Annotated in this window: 13 protein-coding genes and 3 pseudogenes; 9 read left to right on the forward strand and 7 right to left on the reverse strand. The window is 59.4% G+C overall.

Annotated features, from left to right (window positions below):
* Positions 1-1,011: 1,011 nt before the first annotated feature.
* Positions 1,012-1,191 (reverse strand): hypothetical protein, encoded by a 180-nt coding sequence (locus VSR68_RS14765; RefSeq protein WP_428983509.1) that lies wholly within the window; start codon positions 1,189-1,191, stop codon positions 1,012-1,014.
* A gap of 177 nt (positions 1,192-1,368) precedes the next feature.
* On the opposite strand from VSR68_RS14765, the pseudogene VSR68_RS14770 reads away from it, so the two are divergent.
* A pseudogene (locus VSR68_RS14770) lies at positions 1,369-1,833 on the forward strand (IS6 family transposase); the annotation flags it as partial.
* Here the strand turns inward: VSR68_RS14770 and VSR68_RS14775 are convergent.
* From VSR68_RS14775 to VSR68_RS14790, 4 genes and pseudogenes are all read right to left on the reverse strand, one after another.
* The gene (locus tag VSR68_RS14775; RefSeq protein ID WP_342940559.1) at positions 1,825-2,043 is read right to left on the reverse strand and encodes a hypothetical protein; all 219 of its coding nucleotides are present in this window, start codon (positions 2,041-2,043) and stop codon (positions 1,825-1,827) included. The pseudogene VSR68_RS14770 and the gene VSR68_RS14775 sit on opposite strands and share 9 nt — an antisense overlap.
* Before the next feature lie 643 nt (positions 2,044-2,686).
* Positions 2,687-3,876 (reverse strand): annotated as a pseudogene (bktB, locus tag VSR68_RS14780) (beta-ketothiolase BktB).
* Between the two features lie 275 nt (positions 3,877-4,151).
* Complete coding sequence (locus VSR68_RS14785) at positions 4,152-4,412, reverse strand: hypothetical protein (protein WP_342940560.1); 261 nt, start codon at positions 4,410-4,412, stop codon at positions 4,152-4,154.
* A 311-nt stretch (positions 4,413-4,723) separates the two neighbouring features.
* Entirely contained in the window at positions 4,724-5,611 is an 888-nt protein-coding gene (locus tag VSR68_RS14790) for a LysR family transcriptional regulator (RefSeq protein ID WP_342940561.1), read from the reverse strand.
* Positions 5,612-5,888: 277 nt separating this feature from the next.
* On the opposite strand from VSR68_RS14790, the gene VSR68_RS14795 reads away from it, so the two are divergent.
* From VSR68_RS14795 to VSR68_RS14815, 5 genes are all read left to right on the forward strand, one after another.
* On the forward strand, positions 5,889-6,224 hold the full coding sequence (locus VSR68_RS14795) for a hypothetical protein (protein WP_342940562.1): 336 nt from the start codon (positions 5,889-5,891) through the stop codon (positions 6,222-6,224).
* Between the two features lie 16 nt (positions 6,225-6,240).
* On the forward strand, positions 6,241-6,429 hold the full coding sequence (locus tag VSR68_RS14800; protein WP_342940563.1) for a hypothetical protein: 189 nt from the start codon (positions 6,241-6,243) through the stop codon (positions 6,427-6,429).
* 92 nt (positions 6,430-6,521) lie between these two features.
* Positions 6,522-7,292: an alpha/beta hydrolase gene (locus VSR68_RS14805; protein WP_342940564.1), complete on the forward strand. Its 771-nt coding sequence runs from the start codon at positions 6,522-6,524 to the stop codon at positions 7,290-7,292.
* Positions 7,293-7,360: 68 nt separating this feature from the next.
* Complete coding sequence (locus VSR68_RS14810) at positions 7,361-7,996, forward strand: nitroreductase family protein (RefSeq protein WP_342940565.1); 636 nt, start codon at positions 7,361-7,363, stop codon at positions 7,994-7,996.
* Between the two features lie 285 nt (positions 7,997-8,281).
* Positions 8,282-8,956, forward strand: coding sequence for a nitroreductase family protein (locus tag VSR68_RS14815; protein ID WP_342940566.1), 675 nt, complete (start codon positions 8,282-8,284; stop codon positions 8,954-8,956).
* A gap of 122 nt (positions 8,957-9,078) precedes the next feature.
* On the opposite strand, the gene VSR68_RS14820 is transcribed toward VSR68_RS14815, so the two are convergent.
* Both VSR68_RS14820 and VSR68_RS14825 read right to left on the reverse strand, forming a co-directional pair.
* Complete coding sequence (locus VSR68_RS14820) at positions 9,079-10,248, reverse strand: chromate transporter (RefSeq protein ID WP_428983516.1); 1,170 nt, start codon at positions 10,246-10,248, stop codon at positions 9,079-9,081.
* Between the two features lie 11 nt (positions 10,249-10,259).
* Positions 10,260-11,239, reverse strand: a pseudogene (locus tag VSR68_RS14825) (chromate resistance protein ChrB domain-containing protein).
* Between the two features lie 121 nt (positions 11,240-11,360).
* Here VSR68_RS14825 and VSR68_RS14830 point away from each other — a divergent pair.
* Genes VSR68_RS14830 through VSR68_RS14840 form a run of 3 tightly spaced genes read left to right on the forward strand, consistent with a single transcriptional unit; the run spans position 11,361 to position 13,157 of the window.
* Complete coding sequence (locus VSR68_RS14830) at positions 11,361-11,639, forward strand: metal/formaldehyde-sensitive transcriptional repressor (protein WP_028370623.1); 279 nt, start codon at positions 11,361-11,363, stop codon at positions 11,637-11,639.
* 27 nt (positions 11,640-11,666) lie between these two features.
* Positions 11,667-12,953 (forward strand): CDF family Co(II)/Ni(II) efflux transporter DmeF, encoded by a 1,287-nt coding sequence (dmeF, locus tag VSR68_RS14835; protein ID WP_342940568.1) that lies wholly within the window; start codon positions 11,667-11,669, stop codon positions 12,951-12,953.
* 3 nt (positions 12,954-12,956) lie between these two features.
* Positions 12,957-13,157, forward strand: coding sequence for a DUF1289 domain-containing protein (locus VSR68_RS14840; RefSeq protein ID WP_342940569.1), 201 nt, complete (start codon positions 12,957-12,959; stop codon positions 13,155-13,157).
* The last annotated feature ends 224 nt before the right edge of the window (positions 13,158-13,381 follow it).

Genomic DNA, 13,381 nt, shown 5'->3' on the forward strand with positions numbered 1-13,381 from the left:
AACCCGAACTATATGATGGATACTCATGCTGACGGAAGCCGTCGCAGAACATTCAGAACGGCGGCAACGCGGCGGAGATCTCGCGGATGGGTCGGCCCCGATCCGCGAGACCACGACATCAACCTGCGCGTTAGTGGCCGCTATCGGCGTTGCATTGAGGCAGGTGACCGCAGTTGCCCTGTCCCAACCGGGTCGTGTTGCCACTCGCACTTGCGCTCCCGGATACACCACCATAACCGGACGAGTCAGAAGATGTGCTGGTAGCCGTCGATGACGATTGAGCATTTTGCTGCGAGGACATGTCCTGCGCCTGAGCTACGCCCGCTAACGAGAGCGCGCCCAGGAGCACGACGGGCACGAGAAGCGTCGTCGTCTTCATGGTTTACTCCTTCAATACCAAATCAGGTTTCAGGTTTTGCGCCCGCTTTCACACGCAATGGGCGAAGCGCCCGGCACGCGCCAAAACGGCCGCTGCCAGCGACTCCGGCTGCTGCGGGGACCCGGTTGCGGGAAGCGTTCTTTCCGGCGTTCTACCGGGTGTGTGGAAGAAAATAACGCGGCAAATCCGCGAGTGGCGTTCGAGATGACAGGAGCATCCGAAGAACCGCCAGTGGGCTGGTAGGCCCGGTACGCAAAGAGAAAGCGCACGTCTTAAACGTATATCATCGACAGAAAAAAGATACTAAGCCTTTGGTGATATACGGGCTCGATATATGGCATTTAAAAAACATCACGCACTTTCTTTCGATTCGCTAGCTACTCGTTACAGCGTTCGGCGAACTTATCAATTTTACCGGCTTTGTCAAATTGCCTTATCACGGCTTCCCCCGCAGCGGTCATCGGCCCAGGCTCGAATCGGTTGATCGACGAACTGCTTCATAACGATATCCATGACGTGGTTACATGACGCAGGGAAGCAACGCGTGACCAGATGTACTTCGTGTGGCCGCCACTTCAAAGTGCGTAGATAATGCTGGCAAATATCGAGCCGAACAGCACCCACTTGACGACCTAATACGTCGGTCGATGCCACGCCTTCAGGCGCTTGCCGACACGGCGTATCGCGTACACGCGTTTGAACGCGCGGTTCAGGAAGCCAGTGCGATCGTTTTCGTCATTCGGGGAACTGGCTGCGCGAAGCACGATATTCGCAAACGCGCGGTTGAACGCCGCCGCCCAGCGGAAATACATCGGCCGCTCGACGTCGCAGAAGAGCACAATACGGGAAACTTCGGATTCGTTCCACGTCGATGTAGCACTCGGGGCTCCCTGGCGTAACCAGGCCAAGGTGATAGCGCACCGAACCGGCTTTGTCGCAGCAAGCGTCGGGTATCATGTGCCATGACAATATGAACGGTCGGACGCTCGATAACGACTTTGAATCCACCCTTGGCACGGGTGCTCAAGCGCTTGCACTATCCGCTCGATGTGATCCTGACGTGTGTCCGCTGGTATGTGGCGTATCCGCTGAGCCTTCGGCACCTGGAAGGGATGATGGCGGAGCGCGGAATCCCGGTCGACCATTCAACCGCGCACCGCTGGGCCATCAAAGTGTTGCCGGTTCTGGAAAAGGCGTTTCGCCGCAACAAGCGAGCCGTCGGCCGGAACTGGCGAATGGATGAAACGTATGTCAAGGTCCGAGGCCAGTGGAAGTATTTGTACCGCGCAGTCGACAGGGAGGGGAACACTGTGGATTTTCTACTGCGTGCCCATCGTGACAAGGCTGCGGCGCGGCGCTATTTCGAAAAATCCATCGACCAAAACGGCGCGCCCGAGACGGTGACAATTGATAAAAGCGGTGCGAACCTGGCCGTAGCACGCGGCCTAAGCGCCGTTCTGGTTGCACCATTGAATCGCCCAACGCTGCGCCGCTTCGATAGCGTCCGCGTCGGAGGGGTAATCGCCGAGATCACCTGAATACTTCATTTCTACGGCTTCACCGCCGGCCAGGTCGCGCCGATAGATCTTCGCGCGGGCGTAGTAGCGACCGCCTTCATCGAGAGGCGACGCGTCGATATGAAACTCCTTGTAGTCGAAGCGCATGGTCTGCTCCGCAAAGGCCCACTACTCGTCACGCTGGACAAGTTGCGGGCGCCCAGTTGCGTCTGGACCGGTGTTCACAAGCTTGTTCCGGTAGTCGCAGCCAGGACAAATGAAAAAAGCCGCCCTCGTCGGTCTGGGCTTCCACCTGATCGAACGCAAAACTGCATTGCGGTTTTGACAAGTCCACATGGCTATCTCCGGCGCCGCTTTCGTCGCTTCGGTGGCTGCCGAGGTTCCGATGGTCGGCGCGGCAATTCAGGGCTCCAGTTCTTTAAGCAGCTTGTTAGCAAGGGCGCGCGCTGCATTTCGCGCCTGAACCTCATGGGGGAATTCCATTTCCGTTTCGCGCGGATCGTCCGATTCAGGTTCGGCCCCCACTCCTCGCAGCCAACCGCTTTCGCAGTGTTTGCGCACGACATACCTTCTGCCTTGGCGCGCTGACAGAGAAACATTCGTCAGATACCTCAAATGGAAAAGGCACCAGAAGGAGACGTATGTCGGTGGGGTTCTCCCCCATTCAAATCGCTCTCGGGTCGGTGACATCGATCACGACGTCGAGCCCTCGATGTCCGCAGCTTGTGCGGTGCCGCTGCCATCGTACCCGCACCTACGACGCGATTTTCATGCGTTTCCCTCGATTCAATTATTGAAGATTTTCGAAGATCGCTGCAATCCCCTGACCGCCTCCGATGCACATCGTGACAAGCGCGTATCGGCCGCCGATGCGCTTCAGTTCATAAAGGGCCTTGACGGTGATCAGCGCGCCCGTTGCGCCGATCGGATGTCCGAGCGAAATGCCCGAGCCGTTCGGATTGGCTTTTGCAGGGTCGAGATTGAGTTCCTTGGCAACTGCGCAAGCCTGAGCCGCGAAGGCTTCGTTTGCTTCGATGACGTCGATATCACTCATCCTCAGGCCTGCGCGTTGCAGCACGTTGTGCGTAGCGGGCACCGGCCCCATACCCATATATGCCGGGTCCACGCCCGCATGCGCATATGCGACCAGGCGTGCGAGCGGGGTTGCGCCGCGCTTCTCGGCGACGCGTCGTTCCATAAGGACCAAGGCGGCAGCGGCATCGTTGATGCCCGAAGCGTTCCCAGCCGTCACCGTGCCTTCCTCCTTCAGGAACACCGGTTTGAGTTTCGAAAAATCGTCGTTCGAAGCGTTGAGGCGCACGTGTTCGTCAGTGTCAAATACGACGTCACACCCTTCTTCGACGCAATCGTAATAGGTAGGATCTGTTCTTTGAAATAGCCTCTCGCGATCGCATTGGCTGCGCGGCGGTGAGATTCGAGTGCCAGTGCGTCCTGCGCGTCGCGCGAGATGTTGTACTTGCGTGCGACGTTCTCGGCCGTCACGCCCATATGGATCAACTGAAACGGATCGGTGAGCGCACCGACCATCATGTCAACGAGACGCGTGTCGCCCATGCGCTGTCCGAAACGCGCCGCGGGTAGCGCATAGGGTGCACGGCTCATGCTTTCTGAGCCTCCACCGACTGCGATATCAGCGTCACCGAGCAAAATACATTGCGCGGCCGAGATAATTGCCTGCAAACCTGAACCACAAAGGCGATTCATCGTTACGGCGGGCGTGCGCTGCGCCACGCCGCCGTTGATCGCCGCAGCGCGCGCGAGATACATGTCACGCGGCTCGGTATGCACGACGTTGCCGAATACTACATGGCCCACTTCATCGCCGGACACGGAGGCGCGCGATAGTGCTTCGCGAACCACCCGTGCTCCGAGCTCGGTGGGGGAAAAATTCTTGAGGCTGCCGCCGAATTCACCGATAGCGGTCCTCACGCCACTTACAATTACCACGTCTTTACTCAATTTCGACTCCGTCCGAAGAAAAGTGGCTCGAAATAGGTACTACCGAAATTGCTTTCGATGTGTTCTCTCAGAAACGCTTTACGTCGACTCGGTGAACGTAAATCCCGGGTGCGCGAACGGCACTGGCTGTAAGCTGATCTCACATCGTTCCATGACAAGGAGCCCCTGTATGTATTGGCTCCGTGAGAGAATGATTGGTGCTTTTCTCAGGCCACGGTACATCGAAGTATTTCTTCGTGTTGGATCCTCGGCGAGCCTAACCGCTGCATGGCGGTTCACAGGAGTTGTCTCTTGCGAGTAGCTGTGATATTGCTGCACTTTTTCTTTGCTGCCCGAATGGCAGCATCGAAATCTGCTTCTGTGGCAACGTGCTGGTGATCGACGCTCACGAAATATCCCGCATGACCGCGACACCACCGAATTCTGGCTTCTTGCATGAGCATGGAGAACCAACGCCACAAAGCAGCGTCTTCCGCGTTTGCTGTCGCGGCGCCAACGCGGCGATGATCGTCATTGCAATCTTTAAGGGTCGACATTGCACGACTTTATAAGTCCATATCTTCATTAAGATCTCGAATCAAGACGTAGCAACGGAGGCAAGTTGGATGAAGAAGGTTGCACCGTTGTATTGCGCGATTTGCTTGTACGCGCGCCGATTTAATCAGGAAGCCAAGGCAATGCGCATCCTCGAGATGCCCCATCGACCAAGTGGCTGAGGCCGTCATGTTCCGACCGATCCGCAGCGCACCGGATGACCATCGAGTATGGTCGCGCCCTAATCCAGTCGCGCTTCATGTTGGCGCCGCGGCGCGTGCGCGGGCTGGTGACGGCCGCGCGGCTACAGCGTCTACGCTCTGCCACCGAGATGCGCCAGCAGCTTCTGCATCGGCCTCGACAGCGTGTGCCATTGCTTGAAGCACAGACAAAGGCGCCTGCGTGCCCACTTATCGCTGATCGCGACCATTTTGAACGGATACCTGCGTCGATAGCGCCTGGCCACGGCCAGTGGAATGATCGCTACCCCCAATCCCTGTGACACCATCTGACACGATCCCTCGAAGCTCTTCATACGGATACGGTATTCCAGTGTCTTGTGCAGATCGGCAGCGAGTTCGTCGATATGGTCCTGAAGCGTACTCCCGGCCTCCAGACCAACGAACTGTTCATCCGTGACATCCGCAAAGCAGATAGCCTTCGATTCTGCGAGTCCGTGCGCAACAGGAACAATCAGGACGAGATGGTCACTCGCGACGGGCTGGATGGTGACGCCCGTGGGGTTGATAGCATCCGATATCACGCCCGCTTCGGCCAGGCCCGCGTCGATCATCTTCACGATCTCCGCACTTCTACGCTCTCTCAGATCAATGTTCAGGCGCGGACGCTGAGCCAGCCACGGCGCGAGTCTCTGCGGCAGGAGGCCCATCAACGCTGCCGTGTTCGCGTACAACAGCAGCGAACCACGCGCGCCGGCACCGAAATCACGTAGCTCTCCCCGCAACAGGCTGTGCTGTCGGAGTATCAGACGCGCATGATGCGCTAACGCCTCTCCTGCCTCGGTGGTTAGCACCCCCGCGCGGCTTCTTTCAAGTAGACGGACACCAGCGTCCGACTCGATGTTACTGATCCGCTCGCTTGCCGACGCCAATGCGAGATTCGCCTGTCGGGCCCCGGCTGTAATGCTGCCAGCATCGACCACACAAAGAAACAGGTGCAGGTCCGCGATATCGAATCTCATACATTCACCATGGACTGGTTGCCTTCGGTGCATCCGAAGACGACATCGGAAAGGCCAGATTGTGCCAGCTTACGGATGCGTATGTAATACGCGTCAATGTCCTGCCCCGCTATGAACACTCCGTCCAATGGGGTGTCGGTACTGCGCGAGCGGATGCGATTTGTGTGCTTTCTGGTGAGCCGATACGGCGTGGGATCCGATTTATCGTCCGCGCGCATATGGATCACATATGCCCATCAACCGAAAGCTCCTGACCGCCTGACGAAGACTTCGCACCATGAGCCGAATCGTTACTCCTGCCATCGAATCCGCCACCGGCGTTAGCGCCGATATCTACGTGCGAGTGAAGAAGGTTTCCGGTGGTCGTGTCTTACGCCGCGTTGGGCTACCTTGTACCCGCGTCTTTGGCTGCGGCGCTCGACACGCAGGCCACACGAACGCCGGCAGCCTGAGCCGACAGGAGCACGAAATCATCAAGCTGTTAATCAGGGAGAAGACCAGTTACGACGTTTGCGTGGTCGCCCATGGCGTCGTCGGCGAACTGGTAGGCCTGCCGGTTGATGCGCTGCTTGCCATTCGCGCGGGGCCGCCCACGGGCGATGCGAAAGCGTGATGCCCTTGTGCGGTTCGTGTCCCTCCTGCACACCACGAGCGGCACGATCAGCGACGAGGAAGTTGCTGCCATTCGCGTGGCCGGCCGCACCGACAGCCAACTGGCGGGGATCTCGTTGACCATCGCGCTCGGAATCTTCACGGATACCTTCAACCGTATCAACTGTACCGACGTCGGCTTTCCGGCCTTTCCGGCCGTCGAGTAAGCGGCCTTGCCCGACGGGCACGGCAGTACCCATCCAGAGCGTCGCGCTTCAGCGCGCTCATGTAATGCGTGCCAAACCAGTGATATTGAGTTATGACCGCACCATCCTTTGAATTTGACGGACCACGTGGCTACAGGCTCGCCGGCAAGTTGGAATTGCCGGACAGGGAAGCGCACGCGTGGGCCATACTTGCCCACTGCTTTACTTGCGGTAAGGACAGCCTGGCCGCCAGTCGTGGCGCACGCGCGCTGGCCGCTCATGGAATTGGCGTGCTGCGCCTAGGTTTTGCTGGACCCGGTAATAGCGGTGGAACCTTTGCCGACACGACGTTTGCCGCGGACGTGGACGATCTGGTCGCGGCCGGCAGCGCGATGGCGAGAGACGGCAAGTCGCCATCGATTCTCGTCGGCCATAGTCTTGGTGGCGCTGCCGTCTTGATGGCGGCTGGCGAGATGCCGGACATTCGTGCAGTGGCCACGCTGGGCGCCCCCTTTGATACCAGCCATGTTCTGCATCAGTTCGATCGGCGAAGCCTTCAAACCATCGAAACGGAAGGAGAAGCCGAGGTATTGCTAGCTGGCAGGCCGTTCGTCGTGCGCAAGAGTTTTGTCGACGACCTTGCACATCACAACCTGGCTTCACGGATCGCGCAGTTGCGCATTCCGTTGCTGGTCCTGCATTCGCCGCTCGATGCGACGGTGGGAATCGAAAACGCCGCGCGCATTTTTGCCGCGGCGAAGCACCACAAGACCTTCATTTCTCTCGACAACGCCGATCACCTGCTTACGCGCCGGGCCGACGCGGACTATGCCGCCGCGATGATATCGAAGTGGGCCAGCCGGTATCACATTCCAGAACCTTGAATGACAGCAGGTTCACATGAGCCAAAACATTTGTGTACCTCGATCCCCCTACACCCATAGGAATCGTCATGACCAGCGCAACTACCAAGATCAATGCCGTCATCGAATGTATTACGAGCCGCCGCTCCAGCAAATTCTACGATCCCGCCGCCACCCTGAGCGACGACCAGATTCGCGAGCTAGTGCGCATCGGTACGACCGCGCCGACATCCTTCAACTTACAGAATTGGCGTTTTATCGCCCTACGTACGCCTGAAGCCAAGGCTCGCCTCAGTCCGATCGCCTGGAACCAGCCGGCGATCACGGAAGCTGCCGTCACCTTCATCGTCATTGGCAGGTTGGCCGATGCGAGCACACTCCCGCAGCGCCTGGCACCTGTCGTGGAAGCCGGGATCATGCCGGCACATATGGTGCCGGAGAGCGAACGCCGGGCACGCAGTCTTTATGACGATCAACCCCAACGCCAGCGTGACGAAGCCATGCGGACCGCAACCTTTGGCGCAGCGGCGATGATCTATGCCGCCCACTCCTTTGGCCTGGGTTCCACGCCGATGATCGGTTTTGACGCCGAAGCGGTGCACCGCGAGTTTGGCCTCGGCGAAAACGAAGTGCCCGCCATGCTGTTGACCGTCGGACCGGAGCGAGCTGGGAACTGGCCGCAGAAGCCGCGCATGCCGGTGGCAGATGTGCTTGATCTTCTCTAACTATTTGCAAAACCAATTCCGAATGTCGCCGGGCACGCCATAGCTGTTCCAGCAGGCCACGCCTCGCACCGTCTTGCTCCATTTACAACAATCAGTTTGATCTCTGTAACGCCAGAGACACGAACCGCGTGTCTGCAACTGCGTCATGCAGCACGGGGGGCGAGCGCATCGTCGGTTCGAAGAAACATGAGCATATTGAGCCTTTAATTGAGCCGAGCTCGTCTCGAAACAGCTGCTGCCTGGCTGTAATCTAAACCTATCCAACCTATGAATGAAAGGACCGTTATGACCACCTCCATCGTCGAAACCGCTCGGACCCGCAATGCGACCGAAGGCCTCGTCATGACCAATGCAGTCATCGAAACCATGCTGAGCCGCAGTGCTACGAAGTATTACGATCCCGAGGCTGTTCTGACTGACGAACAGATCACCGCCCTCGTGGAGATCGGGACCTCGGCGCCGACCTCGTTCAACTTCCAGAACTGGCGTTTCGTTGCCGTGCGTTCGCCCGAGGCGAAGGAGCGGCTACGCCCGATCGCCTGGAACCAGGCGATTAGTTACGAAGCGGCCGTGACATTCATCATCATTGGTCAGCTTGCTGATGCGAGCACCGTACCCGCGGTTTTTAGCCCGATGGTGGAAGCGGGCTACATGCCGGCGGACCATCTTCCCGAAGCGGAAAAGGGTGCCCGCGGCATTTACGACGACAAACCGCAGCAGCAGCGGGACGAGGCGATCCGCAGCGCTACTTTCGGCGCGGCCGCGATCATTTACGCTGCCCGGTCGATGGGCTGGGGTTCGACGCCGATGATCGGTTTTGACCCCGCCGCGGCGAGAACGGAATACGGTCTCACGAACAACGAGATCCCCGTGATGCTTCTCGCGGTCGGGCCGATGCGCGAGGGGAACTGGCCGTCGAAGCCGCGCCGGCCCGTGCTCGACGTCCTGAGCTTCCGTTGAACCGTGGAGCGTGCCAAAAACCGTCTGCAAAAGGCGACTCGTCCGGTCACCGAGGTCCTTGAGTTCATCTAACCATCCCTGAACCCGGTAATGGGCGTGCCACGTATGCGCGCGCGACACAATCAGAAGGCATGCGAGTGGATGAGCGGGTACACGACAAGACCGATGAGCGCAGCCGCGATGACGATGACAGGCTCCTGCAGCTTCTTGAAACGCCACAGCAGCAGTACGGTCGCGACCGCTAGCAGAACGGTTGGCCAATCGACAATGGAGCGCCGAGCGATGACGATCACCGAGCCGGTGATCGCACCAACAGCGGCGGCCGTGATGCCGTCGACGAACGCCTTGACGGCGGGCAGCTTGCCGTACTTCTTGAAGTACGGCGCAGGCAGCACCGTGAACAGATAGCAAGGGAGGAAAGTGCCGAGCGCCGCCACGCAGGCGCCCGCGAAACCTGCGACCAGATAGCCGATGAAGCCCACCGTGATAACGACGGGGCCCGGCGTAATCATCGCGACGGCGACGGCATCGACGAACTGTCTGTCGTTGAGCCAGTGATGTTCGGTGACGACTCCGCCGTAAAGGAACGGCACGATCGCGAGCCCGGAGCCGAACACGAACGCGCCGGCTTTCGCGAAGAACAGTCCGATCTGGCCGAGTAGCGGCCAGTCAAAGCCACTGAGGACACCACTCGCGAGCGGTAACTGCGCCGCTGCCGCCGCATTCAGTCCGCCTTTGCTCAGCCACTTTGGCGGAGCCACGACGAACCAGTTAATCAGGCCGCCCGCAATGAAGAGCCAGGCGATTTCGGATTCGGTGACGACGGTTGTCGCGGCGAGCGTCAGGTAGATCGCCCACAGGAGGCGGTTCCTGCCTAGCGTTCTCGTGGTGAGCTTGTATGCGCTCATCGCAATGATTCCGACGACGGCCGCACCCACGCCATAGAAGGCTGCCTGCATCCAGGACAGCCCACCGAAGTGGGCATAAGCCCAGCCGAGGCCAACCACCATCAGGAACGACGGGAATACGAACGCGATACCGGCTAGCGTCGCGCCGACGAGGTGATAGTGCACGTGGCCCATATAGATGCCGAGCTGTGCTGCGAGCGGGCCTGGCATCATCTGCGCGAGTGCCAGCCCCTCGCGATAGTCTGACTCACTGATCCAGCCGCGCTGCTCGACCAGATCACGATGCATGTAGCCGACGAGCGCCACTGGTCCGCCGAATCCGAACGTGCCCAGCCGCAGCATGTACAGGACGAGCTGGCCGAGCGTGTAGCCGGGCGCCGTCATTGTCGTCGTGCTCACGAGCGTCTCCCTGCATCCCGGTTTTTTGCAGCCGACGCGAAGTGCGTGTAGAGCGAATCGAGCACACGCCCCATTTCGTCGAGCAGATGATCCTCGTCTGTTGCACGCTCCCTTGCCCCGGCCATCACTGCTTCGAAGCCGATCGCCTCGGGCACGGGGGCGCCGCCGACGTCAAGCGTATGCACCATCTCGCCCAGTCGAAGCAACGCGGGATCCTTGTCGAGGCCGAAGCTCGCGACCAGCACCTCGAACGTCACGCGTTCACCGACGTGCGTGAAGGCTGCACCGTCAAAGTCGAAGCCGAGCGCGTTGGCCGGACAGGCGCCGGGTGATTTGAGCCAGATGAAGCGCGCATCGCGATCGATGAAGCGCCGGATCAGCCAGGCGCTTGCGACACGATCAACCCACATGTGCTGGCGGGTCGCCCACGTGCGCCCCTGATAGTCGCCGACGGACAGGCTGCGGATGGGCCGTTCAGCCGAATGAGGTTCACCCGGTGACAGCACCGTGTCGACCAGCCCGATGAAGTCCTGCCACGCGGCCTCGGCGCGCGTCGCGGCGTTGCCCGGAAAGTAGTCGATCGCAACGACGCTCTCATAGTCCTTGCGCAGCTTTCTGAGAAGCTTTGTCAGTTCGGCGGCCGACTGGCCGGACACTGTCTTTCGCGCCTCCTTCAGCGTGCGCATGAACTCCGCGTGATCGTCACTGCGGTCGAAAAGCGTCCGGAATTCCTCGTCCTGAGCGGCGTCGATGCTCGGCGCACGGAGCAGATGCGCCGTCCCACCACTATCCGCGATGGCCCCCCCAGTTCGCGCAGCATCTGCTCGCGTTCTTCCGTGTGGGGTAGCAGGTAGATGCCGTCGCGGAGAACGGCGCATCCCTTCGCCTTCAGCGTCCGCCAGTAGCGCATGCGCGCGGTTGCGTTTTCAGTCGGCAGGGTCAGCACAAGCAGCGACCAGATAGTTAGCGTTTTCATGTAGCGTAAACTACACCGATGTAGCTGAATCTACAATATGTAAAATTGGGCTCGCGCGTGGGCGGTGCTCTTCGAAGGAGAGCGTGGTAGGATACCCCCCCACCCTATAACGGAGTCTCCCGTGAGTCATACCATTCGCGACAAGCAGAAGCTGCTCAATCGCGTGCGCCGCATCAAGGGGCAGGTCGAAGCCATCGAGCGCGCACTTGAGGACGAGCGCGGCTGCAATGACGTGCTGCAACTCATCACGAGTTGCCGCGGCGCGATGAATGGCTTGCTGGCCGTCGTGCTGGAAGACCATATACGCACGCATCTGGTCGATGCCGAACACGAGCATGCTCACGATGAAGGAAGTGCGACCGAGCAGTTGATCGAAGTAGTCCACAGCTACTTCAAGTGATACCGAACCTGTAGAGCGGAAGTTGAAATGAGTGACTGGAAAGATGTCGCGTTCGGCGTCGGGCATGACCACATATTCCTGGGCGATGCCCACGAACAGAACGAACGCAGGACATGGGCGGTCATCGTGCTATGTGGCGCAATGATGGTCGCTGAAATCACAGGCGGCAGCCTGTTTGGATCGCTCGCGCTGGTGGCCGACGGGCTGCACATGTCGACACATGCGGGCGCGATGCTGATCGCGGCACTCGCGTACACCTATGCCCGCAAGCATGCCAAGGATCCACGCTTCGTATTTGGCACCGGTAAGCTGGGCGACCTTGCGGGCTTCACCAGCGCCATCGTGCTGGTCATGATCGCACTGTTGATCGGTTACGAGGCCGTGTCGCGATTTCTCGCGCCCGTGCCCATCGACTTCGGTCAGGCGATTCCTATCGCCGTGCTTGGACTGGTGGTCAATCTCGCGAGTGTCTGGCTGTTGAGCGGCAATCACCACGGCCACAGTCATGGTCACGGGCATAGCCATGGTGATCGCGGTCATGAAGACGAACACGGTCACGAGGACGAGGTGCATCGCATCTCTGACAGCGCTGGCGAATTTACCCTGTCAGTCTTCGAAGACGGTGTTCCGCCTGTCTTTCGCATCACACCTGAAACGGCTTACTCGAAACTGAATGCCGATGCTGTTTCAATTACGACGATTCGCCCCGAGGGCACGCGCCAGATTTTCAGATTTGCCGATCGCGATGGCTATCTGGAGTCGGTGGACGAGATACCCGAGCCGCACGCATTCAGTGCAGTAGTCCGCCTGCCGAACGGACAACATCGGATCGAATTCGAGGAACACAATCACGACCACGCGAATGCAAAATCTGCCGCAACTCGTGACCACAACATCCGATCGGCCTACGTTCACGTCATTGCCGACGCCGCGGTTTCTGTTTTCGCGATTATCGGCCTCCTGTTAGCTCGTGCGTTTGGCTGGGTCTGGATGGACCCGCTTGCAGGGGTAATCGGCGCACTGGTGATTGCGAACTGGTCGTGGGGATTGATGCGCGATACGGGCGGCATTCTGCTCGACATGAATCTCGATAAGCGCATGGTCGAAAACGTCCGTCATGTCGTCGAAGACAATGGCGACACCGTGCTCGACCTTCATGTCTGGCGCGTCGGCCCCGGGCACATGAGCGCGATCGTGTCAGTGGCCACCCGTGAAGCGCGGCGCAACTCGCGCTTCTACCGCGCGGCTCTCAAGCGGTTCAAGGGTCTGTCACATGTGACGGTCGAAGTGAATTCGACGCCATCCGGAGCTTGACTGATGACAGTCAAATCGCCTTGTATTGATGTGTGTGCGATCGATGGCAAGACCGGATTTTGCATCGGCTGCTTTCGGACGCGAGAGGAAATCCGGGACTGGAAGAAAATGACCGACCATCGGCGTCATGAGATTCTCAACGAGAAGTCCCGGCGACAGGCTAAGATAAAACGCGAGCCGCAGATTTCAAAGGTGGAGAGCTGAAGGAGTACGCCTCTTGTCTGTCGCCGTGTCGGACGTCCGACGCACACCTTATTGAAGCCGTTCACCCGGGGACGGCGAAAGGCAACGGGTCGGCTGTTGCCCGACGCGGACGATCAACGGTCCACCACGCCGGCCACGCTTTATCGGACCGGGATCGGCCAGACGGAGCGCACTCAGACGCATGCGCTGCATGCGGGATGAACGTCCACTTCGCGCAACAGAAC

The organism is Paraburkholderia phymatum (genome assembly GCF_038900715.1).
Taxonomy (GTDB): Bacteria; Pseudomonadota; Gammaproteobacteria; order Burkholderiales; family Burkholderiaceae; genus Paraburkholderia; species Paraburkholderia phymatum_A.

Coding starts and splice junctions, on each gene's coding strand:
- VSR68_RS14765 (WP_428983509.1), bottom strand. CDS start 1,191: ATGTATTTCCGCTGGGCGGCGGCGTTCAACCGCGCGTTTGCGAATATC.
- VSR68_RS14775 (WP_342940559.1), bottom strand. CDS start 2,043: ATGCGCTTCGACTACAAGGAGTTTCATATCGACGCGTCGCCTCTCGAT.
- VSR68_RS14785 (WP_342940560.1), bottom strand. CDS start 4,412: ATGTCGACCCTTAAAGATTGCAATGACGATCATCGCCGCGTTGGCGCC.
- VSR68_RS14790 (WP_342940561.1), bottom strand. CDS start 5,611: ATGAGATTCGATATCGCGGACCTGCACCTGTTTCTTTGTGTGGTCGAT.
- VSR68_RS14795 (WP_342940562.1), top strand. CDS start 5,889: ATGAGCCGAATCGTTACTCCTGCCATCGAATCCGCCACCGGCGTTAGC.
- VSR68_RS14805 (WP_342940564.1), top strand. CDS start 6,522: ATGACCGCACCATCCTTTGAATTTGACGGACCACGTGGCTACAGGCTC.
- VSR68_RS14810 (WP_342940565.1), top strand. CDS start 7,361: ATGACCAGCGCAACTACCAAGATCAATGCCGTCATCGAATGTATTACG.
- VSR68_RS14815 (WP_342940566.1), top strand. CDS start 8,282: ATGACCACCTCCATCGTCGAAACCGCTCGGACCCGCAATGCGACCGAA.
- VSR68_RS14820 (WP_428983516.1), bottom strand. CDS start 10,248: ATGACGGCGCCCGGCTACACGCTCGGCCAGCTCGTCCTGTACATGCTG.
- dmeF (WP_342940568.1), top strand. CDS start 11,667: ATGAGTGACTGGAAAGATGTCGCGTTCGGCGTCGGGCATGACCACATA.
- VSR68_RS14840 (WP_342940569.1), top strand. CDS start 12,957: ATGACAGTCAAATCGCCTTGTATTGATGTGTGTGCGATCGATGGCAAG.